Genomic DNA, 20014 nt, shown 5'->3' with positions numbered 1-20014 from the left:
CCCGCCATGGACAACACCATCCGCTGGACCTACGCCTTCATCGACCGCCCCGCCGCCCGGCTCGCCGCGGCCCGCGCCTTCTGGACGGCCGTCACCGGCACCCGGCCGTCCGAACCGCGTGGTGAGCAGGGCGAGTTCATGACCCTGCTGCCCGACGGGGCCGACGCGTGCGTGAAGCTCCAGGGGGTCGCCGAGGGCGCGGGCGGCGCACACCTCGACCTCTGCACCGACGACCCGGCGGTCCTGGCCCGGGCGGCCCGGGAACTCGGCGCGGAGCTGGTGGCGGACCATGGGGACTGGGCGGTCCTGCGCTCGCCCGCCGGGCTGCTGTTCTGCGCCGTGCCGTGGCACGGCGAGACGGTACGGCCGCCGGTGGCCGAGGGCAGCCGCCTGGACCAGGTGTGCCTGGACATCCCGCCCTCCGGGTACGACGCCGAGACCGCCTTCTGGGCCGCGCTGACCGGCTGGGACCTGCTGCACGGTTCGTTGCCGGAGTTCCGGGTGCTCAGGCCGCCCGCGGGTCTGCCCGTGCGGATCCTGCTCCAGCGGCTCGGTGACGAACGCCCGGCCTCCGCCCATCCGGACCTCGCCTGCGAGGACTTCGGGGCGACCCGCGCCCGGCACGAGCGCCTGGGCGCCGTCCACGTGCACCAGGGCCCGCACTGGGCGGTGCTGCGCGACCCGGCCGGCGGCACGTACTGCCTGACCGGCCGGGACCCCGGGACCGGCGCACTGCCCGCGGCGGTCGCCGCGTCGTAGTCGGGTACGCGCCGGCGCCCCGTCCGGTTCCCTCACCCCCAGGGCTCTACGTCCACCACGGCCTCGACCGGCACCGGCCCGTACACATGCGGGAACTCCTCGCCGTGCGGCGGCATGGCCTCGTACTTCAGCGGGACATCGAGCCGGGCCGGGTCCACGACCAGCACCACCAGCTCGTCCGGGCCGTCGTAGTCGCCGTACAGGAAGGCGGCGATGCGCGGGAGTTGGTCCCTGGTGGAGAAGTGGATGAACCCCTCCTCCTGAAGGGTGCGGCCGCGGGTGGACACCTCGTAGGTACCGGACTCGCGGGCCGCCTCCCACAGGGGGCGCTCGGTGATGTGGACGATGTGCGGAAGTTTCGGCATGCGGCCACGCTACGGCCTCGGCCGTGCCGCACGCGTCCGCACGGAGCGCCGTTCCGGCCGGCTGCGGGTGGCGTCCTTGCGGGGTGTCCGGTCGGGGGGTGCACACACGGGGGCCGCCGCGGGCGAGCGGCGGCGCTTCTCGGCCTGCCCTCAGGACCTTTCCGCGGCGGATTCCCCGGGTTGCGGTCCCGCGGCCCCAGAGCGCGGTCCCGCGGTCCCCGGTCGCGGTCTCGCCGTCCCGGTGGCAGGGGCGGCCGTGGTCCCGGCGCGTTCCCCGTAGGCCGCGCAGCCGGGATTGCGGCACGGGCCGGCGCCCCACACCGGAACCCAGGTGCCCAGTGTCTTGTGCCGTCCGACGACCGTTTCGACGGGCTGTCCGCAGGCGGGACAGACGCGTTCCTCTCTGTCCATGCCCCCAGGGTAGGACCGGCCGGGGGTCAGCGCTTCCTGCGGTCCGTCCGCACGAGCACGCAGCAGGGCATGGAGTTCCACCGGCAGGCGGGCCTTCCCGGCGGCGACGAGACCGTCACCGTGCTCTACCTCGCGATGCTCGGCCTCATCCTGGAACACCTGACCCTGCCCGGCGTGCCGGACGGCGCCCTGAACGGGGTGAGCGTGCCGGACGGCCTGATCGAGAGGATCGTGACGACGATCGTTCCCGGGGAGTAGGGCGCATTGCGGCGGGCCGCGGGCCGCCCACGGCCCGCCCGTCGGGGCGGGGCGGGCCCCCGGCCCCAACCGGACGAGCGGCGTGCCCCGCACACTGTGGGGATGTGCGGGGCCCGCCGGGCCGGAGCCCCCGGTGGCCGCGCGGGGTCAGGAGCCGCACGGCCCCGGTGGCTCCGGGGTCCTTCCCCGGCCGCCGGGCGCGGCAGCCTCAGGCAGTGCGCCGGGTCACGTACTCGGCCAGGGCCAGCAGGCCTCCCGCCGCTTCGGGTGCGGGCACGGCACGGGTCAGCTCCTGCACCGCCAGGCTCATCCGGTCGGCCGCCTCGGCCTGTGCCCAGTCCCGGCCGCCGGCCTGCTCGACGGCCAGCGCCGTCCGTGCGATCTCGCCACCGTCCCCGGCCTCCCCCGCGACGTACGGTGTGCCGTACAGCGCCGCGAGTTCGGCCGCGGCCGGGGTGCCGGAAGCGAGGGCCGCCACCACCGGCAGGGACTTCTTGCGGACCGCGAGGTCCGCGCCGGCCGGCTTGCCGGTGTGCTGGGGGTCGCCCCATATGCCGATCACGTCATCGATCAGCTGGAAGGCGAGCCCGGCCTGGCGGCCGAAGCCGTCCAGCGCCGTCACGTCCTCGTCGCCGGCGCCCGCGTACAGCGCGCCGAGAGCGCAGGCGCAGCCCAGCAGCGCGCCGGTCTTCGCCTCCGCCATGGCGAGCACCTCGTCCAGGGTGACCTCGTCGGGAGCACGCCCCTCCATGGCCGTGTCGGTGTGCTGTCCGGCGCACAGCTCCATGACGCAGTCGGCGAGCCGGACCGCGGCCGCAACGGAGGCCGGGTGCGGGTCCTCGGCGAGCAGCCGCAGGGCCAGCGCCTGCAGGGCGTCCCCGGCGAGGATCGCGTCGGGGACACCGAACACGGTCCAGGCGGTGGGCCGGTGCCGACGGGAGGTGTCCCGGTCCATCACGTCGTCGTGCAACAGCGTGAAGTTGTGGACCAGTTCGACCGCCGCTGCTGCCCGGACGGCCGCGGCCCTCGCCCGCGGGCCGCCCAGCGCGGCGGCCGCGGCAAGGACCAGCGCCGGCCTTATCGCCTTGCCCGCGTTGCCCGCCGCCGGGGTGCCGTCCGCGTGCTCCCAGCCGAAGTGGTAGAGCGCGATACGTCGCATCGAGCCGGGCAGCGAATCGACGGCCGCCCGCAGCTCCGGGTCGACGAGGGCCCGGGTCCGCTCCAGCAGTGCCGTCGCCTCCTGCCCGTCGAGCGGGCCGCTCCCGGCGTCATCGGCCGCTCCCCGCCGTCCGCACGGTCCGGGTGGCGCGGGCTCCTCCCCCGCCCCGGCCGACGGTGCCGTCCCGGGCGAACGCTGTTTGGTCTCCGTCATGAACTCGGCCATGAGTCCCCCTCGCACAGTGCGCGGACGGTGGCGCTTCCGCTCCGGCTGGACGCATATCCCGAGGATGTACCCGCCCCGAAGGGCGGGAACACGGCCGCGAAGTGCGGAAACGTCACCTCCACCGGCCGATCTCGACGTTTTCCAGCACCCCGAGCGCGTCGGGTACGAGGACGGCGGCCGAGTAGTACGCCGTCACCAGGTACTTGATGATGGACTGTTCGTTGATGCCCATGAACCGCACGGACAGGCTCGGCTCGATCTCGTCCGGGATGCCGGACTGCCTGAGCCCGATGACGCCCTGGTCGGCCTCGCCGGTCCGCATGGCGATGATCGACGTCGTACGGGCCTCGGTGACCGGGATCTTGTTGCACGGGTAGATCGGCACACCGCGCCAGGTGGGGATGCGGTTGCCGCCGACGTCGACGGACTCCGGGACCAGTCCGCGCTTGTTCAGCTCGCGCCCGAACGCGGCGATCGCGCGCGGGTGGGCCAGGAACAGCTTGGTGCTGCGCCGGCGGCTGAGCAGCTCGTCCATGTCGTCCGGGCTGGGCACGCCGTCGTGCGGCTGGATCCGCTGGTCGTACTCGCAGTTGTGCAGCAGACCGAAGTCCCGGTTGTTGACCAGCTCGTGCTCCTGGCGCTCCTTCAGCGCCTCGACCGTGAGCCGCAACTGCTGCTCGGTCTGGTTCATGGGCTGGTTGTACAGGTCGGCCACGCGCGTGTGGATGCGCAGCACGGTCTGGGCGATGCTCAGTTCGTACTCGCGCGGGCGGGACTCGTAGTCCACGAAGGTGTTCGGGATGTCCGGCTCACCGCTGTGGCCGGCCGCCAGTGCGACCTCCTTCTCGCCGTACTTGTTGGTCTGATGAGCGGGGAGCGCGCGCAGCTGCTGGACGTGTTCGCGCAGCGAGTCGGCGCGCTCGGCCACCTGCTCGAAGTCCTGGCGGCTGAGGATCAGCACCGTGCACGCGGTGTCCGCGCGGGCGGTGTACTCCCAGATGGCGTCCGGGTCCAGCAGCGATTGTTCGCCGAAGTAGGAACCGTCGGCGAGGACCCCGAGGACCGCGTCGTCGCCGTACGGCCCGGTGCCGATCTTCTCGACCCTGCCGTGGGCCAGGAGGTACACCTCGTTGGTCTGGTTGCCGAAGTCGGCGATCACCTCCCCCGGTGCGAAGTCCCGCTGACGGCAGCGCCGGGCCAGTTCCGTCAGCACCTCGTCGTCCTCGTACGACCTGAGGGCCGGCAGCTCGCCGAGTTCGGCCGGGATGACCTCGACCTGGTCCCCGGTCTTCACGAAGGTGATACGGCCGTCGCCGACGGCGAACGTCAGTCGCCGGTTCACCCGGTACGTGCCGCCCTGTACGTCCACCCAGGGCAGCGTCCGCAGCAGCCAGCGGGAGCTGATCTCCTGCATCTGCGGAACGGACTTGGTGGTGGTGGCCAGGTTCCGCGCCGCCGAAGTGCCGAGAGACTGCTGCGGCTTGCCCTGTTCGGTGCGGACCTCATCGCCTACCGACATAAGAAAATGCCCTCTCATGTATGCCCGGTGCCGAATCGCACACCGGTCTCACCAGTGAGCCTTCCATCACGGAGCGCAGCCGCACCATTACCCGAAAGAGCGGGAATGGATCATCGCACTACTGGGCAGAAAGAGGGACCCTGTCCAGCCCCCGCCCCGACGGGGCTTTGTCCGGATCGGCTCGCACAACGTGCGAACGATGTAGTCCGGGACGTCCGGTTTCGGTAGAAGCAAGCGGTAACGAGCGGGCCGCGACCGGCGGCCACCGGGCACGACAGCACGAAGGAGGCGGCCATGGCCCCGCCCATGTCCGCGAGCCGGTTCCTGGACGCACTCCGCGCGGAGGGTGTCACCGTCGCCGAGGTCGGCGACTGGCAGAACCACAATCGCAACCACAAGGGCCCCTGGGGGCCCGTCCACGGCGTGATGATCCACCACACGGTGACCAGCGGCAGCACGCACACCGTGGAGGTCTGCCGGGACGGCAGCACGGAACTGCCGGGCCCGCTGTGCCACGGCGTGATCACCAAGGACGGCACGGTCCACCTGGTCGGCTACGGCAGGGCCAACCATGCCGGCTCCGGCGACGACGACGTGCTGCGGGCGGTGATCGCCGAGAAGAGGCTGCCGCCGGACAACGAGGCGAACACCGACGGCAACCGGTACTTCTACGGCTTCGAGTGCGAGAACCTGGGCGACGGCGAGGACCCCTGGCCCGAGCCGCAGCGGGAGGCGATCGTGCGGGCCGCCGCGGCCGTGTGCCGCCACCACGCGTGGTCGGCGCGTTCGGTCATCGGACACCTGGAGTGGCAGCCGGGCAAGGTGGACCCGCGCGGGTTCACGATGGAGTGGCTGCGGGACCGGATCGACGAACGGCTGAAGGAGGCGTAGCCCGCGGTGCCGGGCGACGGAACGGTGCCGGACGGCGGGTGCCGCCACCGGACGGCGGACCGGTGCCGGGCGACAGACCTGCGCCGGACGACAGACCTGCGCCGGACGACAGACCTGCGCCGGACGACGGACCGGTGCCGGACGGCGGACCGGTGCCGGGCGACAATGGACGCGTGATCAGCGCCGACCCGCTCGCCCCGCGCCTGCCGTCTCCTCTGGAGGAGCTGCAGGACGACCGGTTCCGCAGGCACGGTGTCCGGCTGCTGCTCAAGCGGGACGACCTGATCCACCCGGAGCTGATCGGCAACAAGTGGCGCAAGCTGGTGCCCAACATCGAGGCGGCGCGGGGCCGGGCGCTGGTCACCTTCGGCGGGGCGTACTCCAACCACCTGAGGGCCACCGCCGCCGCGGGCCGGCTGCTCGGGCTGCCGACCACCGGTGTGGTCCGCGGCCAGGAGCTGGCCGGCCGCCCGCTCAACGCGTCCCTGTCCCGGTGCGCGGCCGACGGCATGCGGCTGCACTTTGTCGACAGGTCGACGTATCGGAACAAGGGCGAGCCGGAGACCCTGGCCGCGATCCTGCGCGCGGCCGGCGCCGAGGACGCGTACGTCGTCCCGGAGGGCGGCAGCAACGCGGAGGCCGTCCGCGGCTGCCGGGCCCTCGGTGCGGAACTGCGCGGTCGCGCCGACGTCGTGGCCGTCGCCTGCGGCACCGGCGGCACGCTCGCCGGGCTCGCCGCGGGGCTGGCCGCCGGGCAGCGCGCGCTCGGCATACCGGTGCTCAGGGGCGGTTTCCTGCCGGACGACATACAGGCGCTCCAGGAGCGCGCCTTCGGCGCCCGCACCGGTGCCTGGTCCCTCGACGACCGCTTCCACTTCGGCGGTTACGCCCGGACGACCCCCGTGCTCGACACCTTCGCCGAGGACTTCGAGCAGCGGCACGGACTGCCCGTCGAGCGTCTCTATGTCGCCAAGTTGCTCTACGGACTCGTCGCCCTGGCCGAGGAGAGCGCCTTCGCGCCCGGGACGACGGTGGCGGCGGTCGTCACCGGGCGGCCGTTCCCCGCGCCCTAGTCCGCCTCCCTGTAGGCGGCCGCTTCCTCCAGGTCGAGTCTGCGCAGGAGCACGCGGAGCATCTCGTCGTCGAGGTAGCGGTGGTCGCGGAGCCTGACGAAGACGTCGCGTTCGGCGCTGATCATCTCGCGGGACAGACGCCGGTAGGTGTCGTCCACGGACTCGCCGGTGATGTCGTTGACCTGGCCGAGCCGTTCCCAGACGGCGTTGCGGCGGCGCTCCAGGACGGAACGCAGGCGGTCGGCGAGCGGCGGGGGCAGGGCGTTGCGCTCGTCGGAGAGAAGGTCGTCCAGGCGGCCCTCGGCGGCCCGTGAGGCCTGCGCCTGGGCGTTGGCCTCGGCGAGCGTCTCGGCCTGCCGGTCCCGGCCGGGGAACTTCATCAGGCGGATCACCAGCGGAAGCGAGAGACCCTGCACGACCAGCGTGCCGATGACGGTGGTGAAGGTCAGAAAGAGGATCAGGTTGCGCTGCGGGAAGGGGGCGCCGCCCTGCACCGTGGCCGGGATCGAGAAGGCGATGGCCAGGGAGACCACGCCCCGCATGCCGGCCCACGACGTGACGACCGGCGCCCGCCAGGTGGGGTTCGCCTCGCGCTCCCGGATGCGTCTGGAGAGCGCGCGCGGCAGGAAGGTCGCCGGGTACACCCACACGAACCGGGCCGCGACGACCACGAGGAACACGGCGACCGCGTACCAGGCGGCGTCGGCGCCCTGGTACTCGCCGAGCCCCTTGAGCACCCGTGGCAGCTGCAGGCCGATCAGCGCGAACACCGCCGACTCCAGCAGGAAGGCGACCATCCGCCACACGGCGTCCTCCTGGAGCCGGGTGGCGAAGTCGACCTCCCAGGCCCGGTGCCCGAGGTAGACCGCGACCACCACGACCGCGAGGACGCCGGAGCCGTGCAGCTGCTCGGCGACGCCGTAGGCGACGAACGGGATCAGCAGGGAGAGGGTGTTCTGCAGGAGCGCTTCCTTGAGGTGCGTGCGCAGCCAGTGGATCGGCACCATGAGCACCAGTCCGACGACGACACCGCCGACCGCGGCCCGCAGGAACTCCTCGATCCCGCCCGCCCAGGTGGCGCCCTCGCCGACGGCGGCGGCGAGGGCCACGCGGTAGGCGGTGATCGCGGTGGCGTCGTTCAGCAGGGACTCGCCCTGGAGGATGGTGGTGATCCGCGACGGCAGTCCGATCCGGCGCGCGATCGCCGCTGCCGCCACCGCGTCCGTCGGCGCCACCACGGCCCCCAGCACCAGCGCCGCCGGCAGCGGCAGCCCCGGGACGACCAGGTACGCGACCCATCCGACGACGAAGGTCGCGAAGAGCACGTAGCCGACCGACAGCAGCCCCACGGGCCGCATCTGGGCCCGCAGGTCGAGGTACGAGCTCTCGGTGCCCTCCTTGTAGAGCAGCGGGGGCAGCACCAGGGGCAGGACGATGTCGGGGTCGAGCGTGTAGTGCGGGACACCGGGCAGGTACGAGACCGCGAGGCCGACCGCCACCAGCAGCAGGGGTGCCGGCAGCGGGGTGCGCCGGGCGGCCCCGGCCACCGCGGCACTGCCCGCCACCAGCAAAAGCAGCGGCATCACGTCCATGGTCCTCGCCCGCCCTCTTTTTCCGCGCGGTCACCCGCACGCCCGTCGTAATCTGGCAATCATGAAACAGTGCACGCACGCCCCCGCGCTGCCGCACCCGGAACCGGAACCGCACAGCGAGACCTGCCCGGAGTGTCTCGCGAACGGAACGCATCCGGTGCAGCTGCGGATCTGCCTGACCTGCGGCCACGTCGGCTGCTGCGACTCCTCGCCCGGGCGGCACGCCACAGAGCACCACGAGAAGTCCGGTCACCCGGTGATGCGGACCTTCGAACCCGGCGAGGACTGGCGGTGGTGCTTCGTCGACCACGTTCTCGTGTGACACTGCACTGACGCGGTATACGTCCGCGGCCGACGACGGTTCGGGCGTCCGACGCCGGGGTACGTCAACCCGGCGCGCGCTCTTCCCATTTGGGCCCGCAAACCCTCTAGACACGGAGCGTATCCACAGCTTTACTGTGAGTGACGCCAGGGGGTTGGGGTCCCGGGGACAGGACCGTTCGGAGCGCGATAGCGTCACCGCGGAACCACGTACGCGTTACCCCGAGGGGCGACCCTCGGCCCCGTAAAGCTTGTACCACCATGGAGGTGAGGGTGTCCCAGATCGCAGGCGAGCCCGCGACCCAGGACTTCGTGGAAGTCCGGCTGCCGGCTGCGGGTGCCTACCTGTCGGTGCTGCGGACGGCCACGGCCGGCCTGGCGGCACGCTTGGACTTCACCCTGGACGAGATCGAGGACCTGCGCATCGCCGTGGACGAGGCGTGCGCGATCCTGCTGCAGCAGGCCGTGCCCGGCTCCGTGCTCAGCTGTGTCTTCCGCCTCGTCGACGACTCGCTGGAGGTCACGGTGTCGGCGCCGACCACCGACGGCCACGCCCCCTCGCGGGACACCTTCGCCTGGACGGTGCTCTCGGCCCTCGCGGGCAAGGTCTCCTCGGCCGTCGACGAGGACAAAACCGTGTCCATCAGCCTCTACAAACAGCGCGGCGCGGGCCCCGGGCCGGCGTGAGGAACGGGGACGGGCCGGTGCGGGACGAAGAGCGCAGCACACGGGAACTGCCGACGGGAGCCACGGGCCCCGCGGACGCTTCCCGACGCATGGCTGACGGCATCGACGGCATCCCCGAGCAGGCCAGACCGCATCCGGAGGACGACTCCGCACAGGCCGTCAGGGACGGTGCCGTGCAGAGCGCGCCTTCGGAGGGACGCGGCGGGGTCGGGCCCGCCACCCGCGCGGAGGCGAGGGCTCGGGGAAGGGCTACGGGCGGGACGATGAGCGAGCACGAGCGATACGCCGAGGACGACGCGCCGGGCGCGGAGGCGGTGCAGGCCACCCGGCACGACCCCCACGACCGCAGCGGGGCGCGTGCGATGTTCATCGAACTGCGCAAGCTGAACCAGGGCAGTCCTCAGTACGCGGAGCTGCGCAACCAGCTGGTCCGTATGCACCTGCCGCTCGTCGAGCACCTGGCGCGCCGCTTCCGCAACCGCGGCGAGCCGCTGGACGACCTCACCCAGGTCGCCACGATCGGCCTGATCAAGTCCGTCGACCGGTTCGACCCGGAGCGCGGTGTGGAGTTCTCCACCTACGCCACCCCGACCGTCGTCGGCGAGATCAAGCGGCACTTCCGCGACAAGGGCTGGGCGGTCCGGGTGCCGCGCCGCCTGCAGGAGCTGCGGCTCGCGCTGACCACGGCGACGGCCGAGCTGTCCCAGCTGCACGGCCGCTCCCCCACCGTCCATGAGCTGGCCGAGAAGCTCGCCATCTCCGAGGAGGAGGTCCTGGAGGGCCTGGAGTCCGCCAACGCGTACTCCACGCTGTCCCTGGACGTCCCCGACACGGACGACGAGTCCCCTGCGGTCGCCGACACCCTCGGTGCCGAGGACGAGGCCCTGGAGGGCGTGGAGTACCGCGAGTCCCTCAAGCCGCTGCTGGAGGACCTGCCGCCGCGCGAGAAGCGCATCCTGCTGCTGCGCTTCTTCGGGAACATGACCCAGTCGCAGATCGCGCAGGAGGTCGGCATCTCCCAGATGCACGTCTCCCGGCTGCTCGCCCGGACCCTGGCCCAGCTGCGGGAGAAGCTCCTGGTGGAGGAGTAGCCACCGGCAGACGCCGCAGGCACCGAGGATCAGGCGTCCCTACTCGGCCCGGCCCGGTCCCTTGATTCCGAGGGCCTGGGTCGTCGCCGGGTTCACCAGCAGCACCAGTGCGGCCACGGCGACCACCGCGAGGGCGATCCCGCCCGGGATGGCCATGCTGTCGGCCTTGAGCAGGTTGTACGCCACCGGTAGGGCCATGATCTGCGTGATCACGGCAGGGCCGCGGCTCCAGCTGCGCCTGAGCAGCAGACCGCGCGCGGCGAGCAGCGGCAGCAGCGCGAGCGCCACCAGGGTGATCCCGCCGGTCACGGCCTGCTGCCGGCCGTCCGGGTCGCCGGTGAACCCGAGAACGAGGATCCACACTCCCCCGGCCACCAGCGCGGCGCCCTCCAGCGCGGCCAGTGCCGCCGCGTACGTCAGCCGGCGCGGACGCGGTCCGGCGGCGCCGGCCTCGGCGGTGACCGGTGCGGTGTCCTGGGCGGGGTTCTGCTCGCTGCTCACCCCAGCAGGGTAGCCGTCGGGCCCGGAGGACGACCCGCACACCCGGCCGCACACCCGGCCTCACCCCCAGGCCCACACCCGGCGACCGCACTCACACCCGCGCCGGCACTCACACCCGCACTCACACTTGCAGTCACACCCGCACCGGCAGCGGCCGGCACCCGGCACGACGGCGCGCCACAGCCCGCGGCCACGATCGAGTGTCCAGGCTCACGCCCCCTCCTCTTACCGGATCCCTACCTCGGGCTGGGCCGGGTACCCCCCAGTAGGTACGCTGCCATCCATGCGTGCACTTCTCGTGGTCAATCCGGCGGCAACCACCACAAGCGCACGCAGGCGTGACGTGCTGATCCACGCACTGGCGAGCGAGATGAAGCTGGAGGCGGTCACCACCGAGTACCGCGGCCACGCGCGCGACCTGGGCCGGCAGGCGGCGGAGAGTGACGACATCGACCTGGTCGTGGCCCTCGGCGGCGACGGCACGGTCAACGAGGTCGTCAACGGCCTCCTGCACTCCGGCCCCGACCCGGACCGCCTGCCGGGCCTGGCCGTGGTTCCGGGCGGCTCCACCAACGTCTTCGCCCGCGCCCTGGGCCTGCCCAACGACCCCGTCGACGCCACCGGCGCCCTGCTGGACGCCCTGCGCGACGGCAGCGAACGGCTGGTCGGCCTCGGTCTGACCTCGGGCACGCCGGGCACCGAGGACGAGGCGGTGCCGGACCGCTGGTTCACCTTCAACGCCGGGCTCGGCTTCGACGCGGGCGTGGTCGGCCGGGTCGAGCAGCAGCGCGAGCGGGGCAAGAAGTCGACGCACGCGCTGTACGTCCGTCAGGTGGTCCGGCAGTTCCTCGGTGAGCAGCACCGCCGGCACGGCCCGATCACCCTTGAGCGGCCCGGCGCGGACCCGGTCACCGATCTCGTCGTCGCCATAGTCTCGAACACGTCCCCGTGGACGTATCTCGGCAATCGCCCGATGTACACATCACCTAAGGCGTCGTTCGACACGGGCGTCGACGTGCTCGGTCTCAGCCGTCTGTCGACGGCCGCGGTTGCCCGGTATGGCACACAGTTGCTCACTTCGTCCCCGGAGCGAGGACCCCACGGCAAGCATGTCCTCTCTCTGCACGATCTGGACCAGTTCACCTTGCATTCGAAGGCTCCCCTCCCCCTTCAGATGGACGGCGACCACCTGGGACTGCGTACGAGCGTGACGTTCACAGGCGTACGCCGCGCACTGCGTGTGATTGTGTGAGCGGAACGGGCGAAAGTCCTTTCACTCGAACGTTTAGGCCAGGATCCACCCCATGGAAGTACGGCTGTGACCCAGTCGACACCGAGGAATCAAAAAAAACTTTCCGGAAGGGGTTGTATCCGTCGCTGAGGTTTGCGAGTCTCTACGTGGCGATCGGGACGGCCCGCAACACCGGCCTCCACTGATCACCGGAACCCCTCTTCAGACAAGGACCCCGCCGGGGAAGACTCGGCGGTCGGCCCTTCACTTGTTGAGGGATTCGTGAAAGCGTTCACATTCACAAGCAACTTGCATGTAATACCAAGGAGAGGTAGCAGCCATGGACTGGCGTCACAACGCCGTTTGCCGCGAGGAAGACCCCGAGCTCTTCTTCCCCATCGGCAACACCGGTCCTGCGCTGCTGCAGATCGAGGAAGCCAAGGCCGTCTGCCGTCGCTGCCCGGTGATCGAGCAGTGTCTGCAGTGGGCGCTCGAGTCCGGTCAGGACTCCGGCGTCTGGGGTGGTCTCAGCGAGGACGAGCGCCGCGCCATGAAGCGCCGCGCCGCCCGCAACCGGGCCCGTCAGGCCTCCGCCTGACATCCCACCCCTGCTGACAGCCTGAGCTTGGCGGCGCGTACAGCGAGTACGCATCTCCCGCCCCCGAGCCGCAGCGCGCAGTACCCCCGATGCGCTTAGCGACATAGCAGAGCAGCAACGAGCATTGAGCCCCGGTCCACCAAGTGGCCCGGGGCTCAATGCTGTTCGGGAGCAAAGCCTTGCGTGGCTCAATGCCGTAACGGGCTCGATACTGCCCCCGGCTCGATGCCGCTCGGGACTCGATGCCGCGCGATGCCACTCAATGCCGATCCGGGCTCGATGCCGTTCCGGGGCGATGCCGCTCCGGGCCGATGCCGCTCGGGGCCGTTCGGGGTGTGTTCCGTTCGGCCGTCCGGGTACTACTTCTGCGCCCGCACCGGAACGTCCAGGATCACCCGCGTCCCCCGTCCGGGCGCCGGGACCATGTCGAAGGTGCCGCCCAACTCGCCCTCCACCAGCGTTCGTACGATCTGCAGACCGAGGTTGCCCGAGCGGTGCGGGTCGAAGCCCTCGGGCAGACCGATGCCGTCGTCCTGGACGGTGACGAGGAGGCGGGCCTCCTTGGTGGTGCCGCCGCGGACCGCGGAGACCTCGACCGTGCCGGTGTCGCCCTCACGGAAGCCGTGCTCCAGGGCGTTCTGCAGGATCTCGGTGAGAACCATCGACAGCGGGGTGGCGACCTCGGCGTCCAGGATCCCGAACCGCCCGCTGCGCCGGCCGGTCACCTTGCCCGGCGAGATCTCGGCGACCATCGCGAGGACCCGGTCGGCGATGTCGTCGAACTCCACCCGTTCGTCGAGGTTCTGGGACAGCGTCTCGTGGACGATCGCGATCGAGCCGACGCGGCGCACGGCCTCCTCCAGGGCCTCCCGGCCGCGCTCGGAGCCGATGCGCCGGGCCTGCAGGCGCAGCAGGGCCGCGACGGTCTGCAGGTTGTTCTTCACCCGGTGGTGGATCTCCCGGATGGTCGCGTCCTTGGTGATCAACTCACGCTCACGGCGGCGCAGTTCGGTCACGTCCCGGCACAGCACCAGCGAACCGATACGGACGCCCTTGGGCTTGAGCGGGATCGCCCGGAACTGGATGGCCCCGTCGCTCGCCTCGATCTCGAACTCGCGCGGCGCCCAGCCGCTCGCCACCTTGGCGAGCGCCTCGTCCACCGGCCCGCGGGTCGGGGCGAGTTCGGCGGTGGTGTGGCCCAGGTGGTGGCCGACCAGGTCGGCGGCGAGGCCGAGGCGGTGGTAGGCGGAGAGGGCGTTCGGGGAGGCGTACTGGACGACGCCGTCCGCGTCGAGCCGGATCAGGCCGTCACCGACGCGCGGGGAGGCGTCCATGTCGACCTGCTGGCCGGGGTAGGGGAAGGAGCCCGCCGCGATCATCTGCGCGAGGTCCGAGGCGCTCTGGAGATAGGTCAGCTCCAGCCGGCTCGGGGTGCGCACGGTCAGCAGGTTGGTGTTGCGGGCGATGACACCGAGGATGCGGCCCTCACGCCGCACGGGGATCGACTCGACCCGGACGGGGACCTCTTCGCGCCACTCCGGGTCGCCCTCGCGCACGATCCGGCCCTCGTCCAGCGCCGCGTCCAGCATGGGCCGCCGGCCGCGCGGGACCAGGTGGCCGACCATGTCGTCCTGGTAGGAGGTCGGTCCGGTGTTCGGGCGCATCTGGGCGACCGAGACGTACCGGGTGCCGTCGCGGGTGGGGACCCACAGGACCAGGTCGGCGAAGGAGAGGTCGGAGAGCAGCTGCCACTCCGAGACCAGCAGGTGGAGCCACTCGAGGTCGGAGTCGTCGAGGGCCGTGTGCTGGCGTACGAGTTCGTTCATGGAGGGCACGTCTGCGAGCGTACCCGGGGCCTTGGAGATGGCCGAAAAACACCCGCGGGCCGCGGCGCCTGAGAGGGACCCTCAACCCTCCCGGCACCGCAGCCCGGAGCATCATCGGCCGTGGGGTGTGCGGTCCCGGTCGGCCGAAGGCCGAGGAGCCGGTGCAGTCAGGGCAGAGAGCCCCGGTCCTCGGTCCGCCTTCCTGTGCGGGGAAGACGGAAGCTGTTCAGTTTTCCTACGATTGTCCCCTACGCATTGTGGACTAGACCACGATGGCGTGTCCATGAGCGAGAGGGTATGCGTTGCGGTCAGCGGGCACGCGACGCCACGCAGCCTAGCCCGCCCGCGTCAGCCACGGGGCCAGATGGCCATGGCAATTTCCGCGAGCGCCTCCAGTTCCGCCCGGCTCGCGCCGTCCCGGGCCTGCTGGGACATGCCCTGGATCATGGCTCCGGCGTGCCGGGCGAGGGCCGCGGCGTCGGTACCGGCCGGCAGCCGCCCCGCGGCCGCGTCGGCCCGGATGCGGGACTCGATGGCCGCGATGTTCGCGTTGCGCCGCTCCCGCAGCAACTGCTCGACCTCGGGGCTGGTGCAGTTGGTGGCCGCATGGACGACCAGACAGCCGTACGGGTGGGCGGGGTCGGTGTACTCGGCGGCGGCCTCGCGCAGCGTCCGCTCGACGACGGCACGGGCGGTGGGTTCCTCGGCGAGGGCGCGGTCACCGAAGGCGCCGTGGGTGTCGGCGTAGACCTGGACGACCTCCTCGAACAGGGTCCGCTTGTCGCCGAAGGCCGCGTACAGGCTCGGGGCGCCGATGCCCATGACCCGGGTGAGATCGGAGACCGAGGTCGCTTCGTAGCCGTGCTCCCAGAAGGCCATGAGCGCCTTCTCCAGTGCGGTGGCACGGTCGAAGGAGCGCGGACGGCCGCGTGACCTGGAGGTCCTGACCTGCTCTTTCGCCTCTGCCGCGGCTGGGGTCGTCTCCCGGGCGCTCACCATGGAGTGCATTTTATAGCGCCCCCTAGAGAAATGTCGGCGAAGTGCTGTACGGTTTTTCTGTAGCGACCGCTAGGTAAATGAAGGGTGGCGGACATGGGTGCGCTCACGGGGAAGACGGCGCTGGTCACGGGCGGGAGCCGGGGCATCGGGCGGGGTGTCGCCGAGCGGATGGGACCAGGACGGGCGGTGGGTGACGGGGCACCGGCTGGACGCGGCGGGGGGTTCACTGAACCAGCAGGGGCCGTTCACCGAAGCGGCAGTCGTCCCACCTGGGCCGGAGAGGCCGATTCTGTTAGATTGGTCTAAACCACATAGACCTTTGTTCCGTCCCCTCCCGGAGCTCCAGGCCCTCTTCAGATCGGCAGGCCCAGCGTGGAAGTTGTCATCGTTCCGGACGCCGCGGCGGGCGGCGAACTGATCGCCGAGGCCATGGCCCAGCTGCTGCGGCGCAAGCCCGACGCCCTGCTCGGCGTGGCCACCGGCTCCACCCCGCTGCCCATCTACCAGGCGCTGACCGCCAAGGTGCGCGCCGGCGCCGTGGACGCCGCGCGGGCCCGAATAGCCCAGCTCGACGAATACGTCGGACTGCCCGCCGAGCATCCCGAGTCCTACCGCTCGGTGCTGCGCCGGGAGGTGCTGGAGCCGCTCGGCCTCGGGATGGACGCCTTCATCGGCCCGGACGGCACGGCCGAGGACGTCCCGGCGGCGTGCGAGGCGTACGACCGGGCGCTCGCGCAGGCCGGCGGAGTGGACCTGCAGCTGCTGGGGATCGGGACGGACGGGCACATCGGCTTCAACGAGCCGTGCTCCTCGCTCTCCTCGCGCACCCGCATCAAGACGCTCACCGAGCAGACCCGGATCGACAACGCACGCTTCTTCGACGACATCGCGCAGGTGCCGCACCACGTCATCACCCAGGGCATCGGCACCATCCTGGAGGCACGGCACCTGGTGCTGCTCGCCACGGGCGAAGGCAAGGCGGACGCGGTCGCGGCGACCGTCGAGGGTCCGGTCGCGGCCGTCTGCCCGGCCTCCGCGCTGCAGCTGCACCCGCACGCCACGGTGGTCGTCGACGAGGCCGCCGCGTCCAAGCTCAAGCTGGCCCACTACTTCCGGCACACCTACGCGAACAAGCCCGACTGGCAGGGGATCTGACCCGGGTGCCGGTCCCGGTGACGGCACCCGTCCGGCCCCACTCCCGGTCCCGGTGACGGCACCGGACGGGCAGCGGTCCCGGTCCGGGTGGCGGCACTGGGCGGCCCCACGGCCGGTCCCGGTGACGGCACCCGTCCGGCACCGCTGCCGGTACCGGCACCCGCATTCTGGACTAGACCAGCAGCGGGTCCGACGGTATATAGAGGGGATCACGGAGCGTGCGGGTGTAGCCCCTGACCCGCCGGGCCGTGCCACGATGTGAGGCGTGGCCGATGGGGTGTCGGTCGCTTTCGGCATCAGGAGCCGGGAAGGCAGAGCATGAGCACCGACGTCGGCAGTGCGGAGAACGAGGCCGGGACGACGGTCCGTACCGCGCGTGTGCCCAAGTACTACCGCTTGAAGAAGCACCTGCTCGACATGACGGAGACGCAGGCGCCGGGCACGCCGGTCCCGCCCGAGCGCACGCTGGCGGCCGAGTTCGACACCTCCCGGACCACCGTCCGCCAGGCCCTGCAGGAGCTCGTCGTCGAGGGCCGGCTGGAGCGCATCCAGGGCAAGGGCACCTTCGTCGCCAAGCCGAAGGTGTCCCAGGCGCTGCAGCTCACCTCCTACACGGAGGACATGCGGGCCCAGGGCCTGGAGCCCACCTCCCAGCTGCTGGACGTCGGCTACATCACCGCGGACGACCGGCTCGCCGAGCTGCTCGACATAACGGCCGGCGGGCGCGTGCTGCGCATCGAGCGGCTGCGCATGGCCAACGGCGAGCCGATGGCGATCGAGACCACCCATCTGTCGGCCAAGCGCTTCCCGGCCCTGCGGCGCTCGCTGGTGAAGTACACCTCCCTCTACACCGCCCTCGCCGAGGTCTACGACGTCCATCTCGCCGAGGCGGAGGAGACCATCGAGACCTCGCTGGCCACCCCGCGCGAGGCGGGCCTGCTCGGCACCGACGTGGGCCTGCCGATGCTGATGCTCTCCCGCCACTCCCTGGACCACGAGGGCAAGCCGGTGGAGTGGGTCCGGTCCGTCTACCGGGGCGACCGCTACAAGTTCGTGGCACGGCTCAAGCGCCCGCAGGACTAGAGGGACCCGAGGTCTTCACATCTCGACCCCCAAATCGACATACCGGTATACGGACGAGGTCTTCCGCTGCCGCGACACCGTCACCTAGATTGCCTGCGCATTACACAGGTGATCAGCGAGGGGACGGAGCCGTGGGATGTCCGAAACGCCTGAAGTGAGACCACCGGTCGTGACACCGGTTCGCGTGATCATCGGCCTGTGTCTCGTCGCACCCTTCGTGGCGATGCTGTGGGTCGGCTCGTACGCCAAGACGGACCCGGCCTTCATAGGCATCCCGTTCTTCTACTGGTACCAGATGCTGTGGGTGCCGCTCTCCACCGTGCTCACGGTGGTGGCCTACCAGCTGTGGCGGCGTGACCAGCGCTCCCGCGAGGGCGCGAACGGGGGTGCGGCGAAGTGAAGACCGGCGTCAACGGCGTCGCGCTCGGCGTCTTCATCTTCTTCTTCCTGGCCGTCACGGTCATGGGCTTCCTGGCCGCCCGCTGGCGCAGGGCCGACAACGAGCACTCCCTGGACGAGTGGGGCCTGGGCGGACGATCGTTCGGCACCTGGATCACCTGGTTCCTGCTCGGCGGCGACCTGTACACGGCGTACACCTTCGTCGCCGTGCCGGCGGCGATCTACTCGGCGGGCGCGGCCGGCTTCTTCGCGGTGCCGTACACGATCCTGGTCTACCCGCTGATCTTCACGTTCCTGCCGCGCCTGTGGTCGGTGTCCCACAAGCACGGCTATGTGACGACCTCCGACTTCGTGCGCGGCCGGTTCGGCTCCAAGGGCCTGTCGCTGGCCGTGGCGCTGACCGGCATCCTCGCGACGATGCCGTACATCGCGCTCCAGCTCGTCGGCATCCAGGCGGTGCTGGACGTGATGGGCGTGGGCGGCGGGGAGAACACCAACTGGTTCGTGAAGGACCTGCCGCTGCTCATCGCCTTCGGCGTGCTGGCGGCCTACACCTACTCCTCGGGCCTGCGTGCCCCCGCGCTGATCGCGTTCGTCAAGGACGCGCTGATCTACATCGTGATCGCGGTGGCGATCATCTACATCCCGATGAAGCTCGGCGGGTTCGACGACATCTTCGCCAAGGCCGGCCACGCCTTCAGCCAGGTCAACCCGGCCACGGGCAAGCCACGCGGCGCGCTCGCCCCGCCGGAGGCGGGCCAGTGGACGTACGCCACGCTGGCGCTCGGCTCGGCGCTCGCCCTGTTCATGTACCCGCACTCGATCACCGCGACGCTGTCGTCCAGGAGCCGTGAGGTGATCCGGCGCAACACCACGATCCTGCCGCTGTACTCGCTGATGCTGGGCCTGCTGGCCCTCCTCGGGTTCATGGCGATCGCGGCCGGGGTGAAGGTCACCAACGGGCAGCTGGCGATCCCACAGCTGTTCGAGGACATGTTCCCGGACTGGTTCGCGGGCGTGGCCTTCGCGGCGATCGGTATCGGCGCCCTCGTGCCCGCGGCCATCATGTCCATCGCGGCGGCGAACCTCTTCACCCGCAACATCTACAAGGACTTCATCAAGCCGGACGCCACGCCGAAGCAGGAGGCCCAGGTCTCCAAGTTCGTGTCGCTGCTGGTGAAGGTCGGCGCGCTGGTCTTCGTCCTGACCATGGACAAAACGGTCGCCATCAACTTCCAGCTGCTGGGCGGCATCTGGATCCTGCAGACCTTCCCGGCGCTGGTCGGCGGCCTGTTCACCCGCTGGTTCCACCGCTGGGCGCTGCTGGCCGGCTGGGCGGTCGGCATGGTGTACGGCACGGTCGCCGCCTACGGGGTCGCCTCCCCGACCCAGAAGCACTTCGGCGGCAGCGCCAAGGACATCCCGGGCATCGGTGAGATCGGCTACATCGGCCTGACCGCGTTCGTGATGAACGTGGTGGTCACCGTGGTCCTGACCGTCGTCCTGAAGGCCGTGAAGGCCCCCGAGGGCCTCGACCAGACCCGCCCGGAGGACTACACGGCCGACGCGGGCGAGCCGGGGGTCCGGGCCGAGCTTCCGCCCGCGACCGCAGGAAGCGCCCACTGAAGCACCCGGGGGCGCGGGGCCGCGTCGGCGTGCGGGGGCGCCGCACGCCGACGCGGACGGCCACGGAACAACCTGCAGCGGGCCGCCGAGAGCCCACCATCACGGCGGCCCGCTGTTCCGTGCCCGCGTTCGCACACCCGCACGGGACCGGAACCGCGCCCCACCTGGACGACATCACTCTCCTCATCTGCGAGTTGACCCTCTGAAGCCACGGCGACACAACATCTGGGGGTGACGTGACAGCC

20 protein-coding genes and 2 pseudogenes are annotated in these 20014 nt (G+C 71.2%); 14 read left to right on the top strand and 8 right to left on the bottom strand.

The annotated features are described in order from the left end of the window. Positions 1 to 6: 6 nt before the first annotated feature. Positions 7 to 759: a VOC family protein gene (locus tag ACZ7P3_RS22970; RefSeq protein ID WP_472084477.1), complete on the top strand. Its 753-nt coding sequence runs from the start codon at positions 7 to 9 to the stop codon at positions 757 to 759. A 32-nt stretch (positions 760 to 791) separates the two neighbouring features. Here ACZ7P3_RS22970 and ACZ7P3_RS22965 read toward each other — a convergent pair whose 3' ends face one another. Next, complete coding sequence (locus ACZ7P3_RS22965) at positions 792 to 1124, bottom strand: DUF952 domain-containing protein (protein ID WP_472084475.1); 333 nt, start codon at positions 1122 to 1124, stop codon at positions 792 to 794. 150 nt (positions 1125 to 1274) lie between these two features. Continuing rightward, positions 1275 to 1535 (bottom strand): hypothetical protein, encoded by a 261-nt coding sequence (locus ACZ7P3_RS22960; protein ID WP_472084473.1) that lies wholly within the window; start codon positions 1533 to 1535, stop codon positions 1275 to 1277. Between the two features lie 33 nt (positions 1536 to 1568). Here ACZ7P3_RS22960 and ACZ7P3_RS22955 point away from each other — a divergent pair. Continuing rightward, a pseudogene (locus ACZ7P3_RS22955) lies at positions 1569 to 1793 on the top strand (TetR/AcrR family transcriptional regulator); the annotation flags it as partial. A 208-nt stretch (positions 1794 to 2001) separates the two neighbouring features. Here the strand turns inward: ACZ7P3_RS22955 and ACZ7P3_RS22950 are convergent. Next, positions 2002 to 3177, bottom strand: coding sequence for a family 2 encapsulin nanocompartment cargo protein polyprenyl transferase (locus tag ACZ7P3_RS22950; protein ID WP_472084471.1), 1176 nt, complete (start codon positions 3175 to 3177; stop codon positions 2002 to 2004). A 112-nt stretch (positions 3178 to 3289) separates the two neighbouring features. Continuing rightward, the gene (locus ACZ7P3_RS22945; RefSeq protein WP_472084469.1) at positions 3290 to 4696 is read right to left on the bottom strand and encodes a family 2B encapsulin nanocompartment shell protein; all 1407 of its coding nucleotides are present in this window, start codon (positions 4694 to 4696) and stop codon (positions 3290 to 3292) included. 294 nt (positions 4697 to 4990) lie between these two features. Between ACZ7P3_RS22945 and ACZ7P3_RS22940 the strand changes: the two genes are divergently transcribed. Continuing rightward, complete coding sequence (locus tag ACZ7P3_RS22940) at positions 4991 to 5587, top strand: N-acetylmuramoyl-L-alanine amidase (RefSeq protein WP_472084467.1); 597 nt, start codon at positions 4991 to 4993, stop codon at positions 5585 to 5587. A 173-nt stretch (positions 5588 to 5760) separates the two neighbouring features. Then, the gene (locus tag ACZ7P3_RS22935) at positions 5761 to 6660 is read left to right on the top strand and encodes a 1-aminocyclopropane-1-carboxylate deaminase/D-cysteine desulfhydrase (RefSeq protein ID WP_472084465.1); all 900 of its coding nucleotides are present in this window, start codon (positions 5761 to 5763) and stop codon (positions 6658 to 6660) included. Here the strand turns inward: ACZ7P3_RS22935 and ACZ7P3_RS22930 are convergent. Continuing rightward, complete coding sequence (locus ACZ7P3_RS22930) at positions 6657 to 8252, bottom strand: Na+/H+ antiporter (RefSeq protein ID WP_472084463.1); 1596 nt, start codon at positions 8250 to 8252, stop codon at positions 6657 to 6659. The two genes, ACZ7P3_RS22935 and ACZ7P3_RS22930, sit on opposite strands and share 4 nt — an antisense overlap. A gap of 61 nt (positions 8253 to 8313) precedes the next feature. Between ACZ7P3_RS22930 and ACZ7P3_RS22925 the strand changes: the two genes are divergently transcribed. From ACZ7P3_RS22925 to ACZ7P3_RS22915, 3 genes are all read left to right on the top strand, one after another. Continuing rightward, on the top strand, positions 8314 to 8574 hold the full coding sequence (locus ACZ7P3_RS22925; protein WP_472084461.1) for a UBP-type zinc finger domain-containing protein: 261 nt from the start codon (positions 8314 to 8316) through the stop codon (positions 8572 to 8574). A gap of 272 nt (positions 8575 to 8846) precedes the next feature. Continuing rightward, positions 8847 to 9260, top strand: a complete 414-nt coding sequence (locus ACZ7P3_RS22920) for an ATP-binding protein (protein WP_004925829.1) — start codon at positions 8847 to 8849, stop codon at positions 9258 to 9260. A gap of 17 nt (positions 9261 to 9277) precedes the next feature. After that, positions 9278 to 10351, top strand: a complete 1074-nt coding sequence (locus ACZ7P3_RS22915; protein ID WP_472084459.1) for an RNA polymerase sigma factor SigF — start codon at positions 9278 to 9280, stop codon at positions 10349 to 10351. Positions 10352 to 10390: 39 nt separating this feature from the next. On the opposite strand, the gene ACZ7P3_RS22910 is transcribed toward ACZ7P3_RS22915, so the two are convergent. Continuing rightward, complete coding sequence (locus ACZ7P3_RS22910; protein WP_472084457.1) at positions 10391 to 10852, bottom strand: hypothetical protein; 462 nt, start codon at positions 10850 to 10852, stop codon at positions 10391 to 10393. Positions 10853 to 11135: 283 nt separating this feature from the next. Here ACZ7P3_RS22910 and ACZ7P3_RS22905 point away from each other — a divergent pair, with 283 nt between their 5' ends. Then, positions 11136 to 12104 (top strand): diacylglycerol/lipid kinase family protein, encoded by a 969-nt coding sequence (locus ACZ7P3_RS22905; RefSeq protein ID WP_472084455.1) that lies wholly within the window; start codon positions 11136 to 11138, stop codon positions 12102 to 12104. A 319-nt stretch (positions 12105 to 12423) separates the two neighbouring features. Beyond that, the gene (locus ACZ7P3_RS22900) at positions 12424 to 12681 is read left to right on the top strand and encodes a WhiB family transcriptional regulator (RefSeq protein ID WP_003992873.1); all 258 of its coding nucleotides are present in this window, start codon (positions 12424 to 12426) and stop codon (positions 12679 to 12681) included. A 359-nt stretch (positions 12682 to 13040) separates the two neighbouring features. Here ACZ7P3_RS22900 and ACZ7P3_RS22895 read toward each other — a convergent pair whose 3' ends face one another. Together ACZ7P3_RS22895 and ACZ7P3_RS22890 are read right to left on the bottom strand one after the other, a co-directional pair. Beyond that, entirely contained in the window at positions 13041 to 14507 is a 1467-nt protein-coding gene (locus ACZ7P3_RS22895; protein WP_472084606.1) for a sensor histidine kinase, read from the bottom strand. Between the two features lie 348 nt (positions 14508 to 14855). Next, positions 14856 to 15506 carry a TetR/AcrR family transcriptional regulator gene (locus tag ACZ7P3_RS22890; protein WP_472084453.1) on the bottom strand — a complete coding sequence of 217 codons (651 nt, stop codon included), beginning with the start codon at positions 15504 to 15506 and terminating at the stop codon, positions 14856 to 14858. Between the two features lie 93 nt (positions 15507 to 15599). On the opposite strand from ACZ7P3_RS22890, the pseudogene ACZ7P3_RS22885 reads away from it, so the two are divergent. From ACZ7P3_RS22885 to mctP, 5 genes and pseudogenes are all read left to right on the top strand, one after another. Further along, positions 15600 to 15680 (top strand): annotated as a pseudogene (locus tag ACZ7P3_RS22885) (short-chain dehydrogenase); the annotation flags it as partial. Between the two features lie 198 nt (positions 15681 to 15878). Continuing rightward, the gene (gene nagB / locus ACZ7P3_RS22880; protein ID WP_472084451.1) at positions 15879 to 16661 is read left to right on the top strand and encodes a glucosamine-6-phosphate deaminase; all 783 of its coding nucleotides are present in this window, start codon (positions 15879 to 15881) and stop codon (positions 16659 to 16661) included. A 318-nt stretch (positions 16662 to 16979) separates the two neighbouring features. Continuing rightward, positions 16980 to 17744 carry a GntR family transcriptional regulator gene (locus ACZ7P3_RS22875; protein WP_472084449.1) on the top strand — a complete coding sequence of 255 codons (765 nt, stop codon included), beginning with the start codon at positions 16980 to 16982 and terminating at the stop codon, positions 17742 to 17744. Positions 17745 to 17880: 136 nt separating this feature from the next. After that, entirely contained in the window at positions 17881 to 18144 is a 264-nt protein-coding gene (locus tag ACZ7P3_RS22870; protein ID WP_472084447.1) for a DUF3311 domain-containing protein, read from the top strand. Next, positions 18141 to 19769, top strand: coding sequence for a monocarboxylate uptake permease MctP (mctP, locus tag ACZ7P3_RS22865; protein WP_472084445.1), 1629 nt, complete (start codon positions 18141 to 18143; stop codon positions 19767 to 19769). The genes ACZ7P3_RS22870 and mctP overlap by 4 nt, the downstream gene beginning before the upstream one ends. Positions 19770 to 20014: the final 245 nt, after the last annotated feature.

This window comes from Streptomyces sp. NPDC107581 (assembly GCF_055657175.1).
This window is presented reverse-complemented; position numbering and strand designations above follow the sequence as displayed.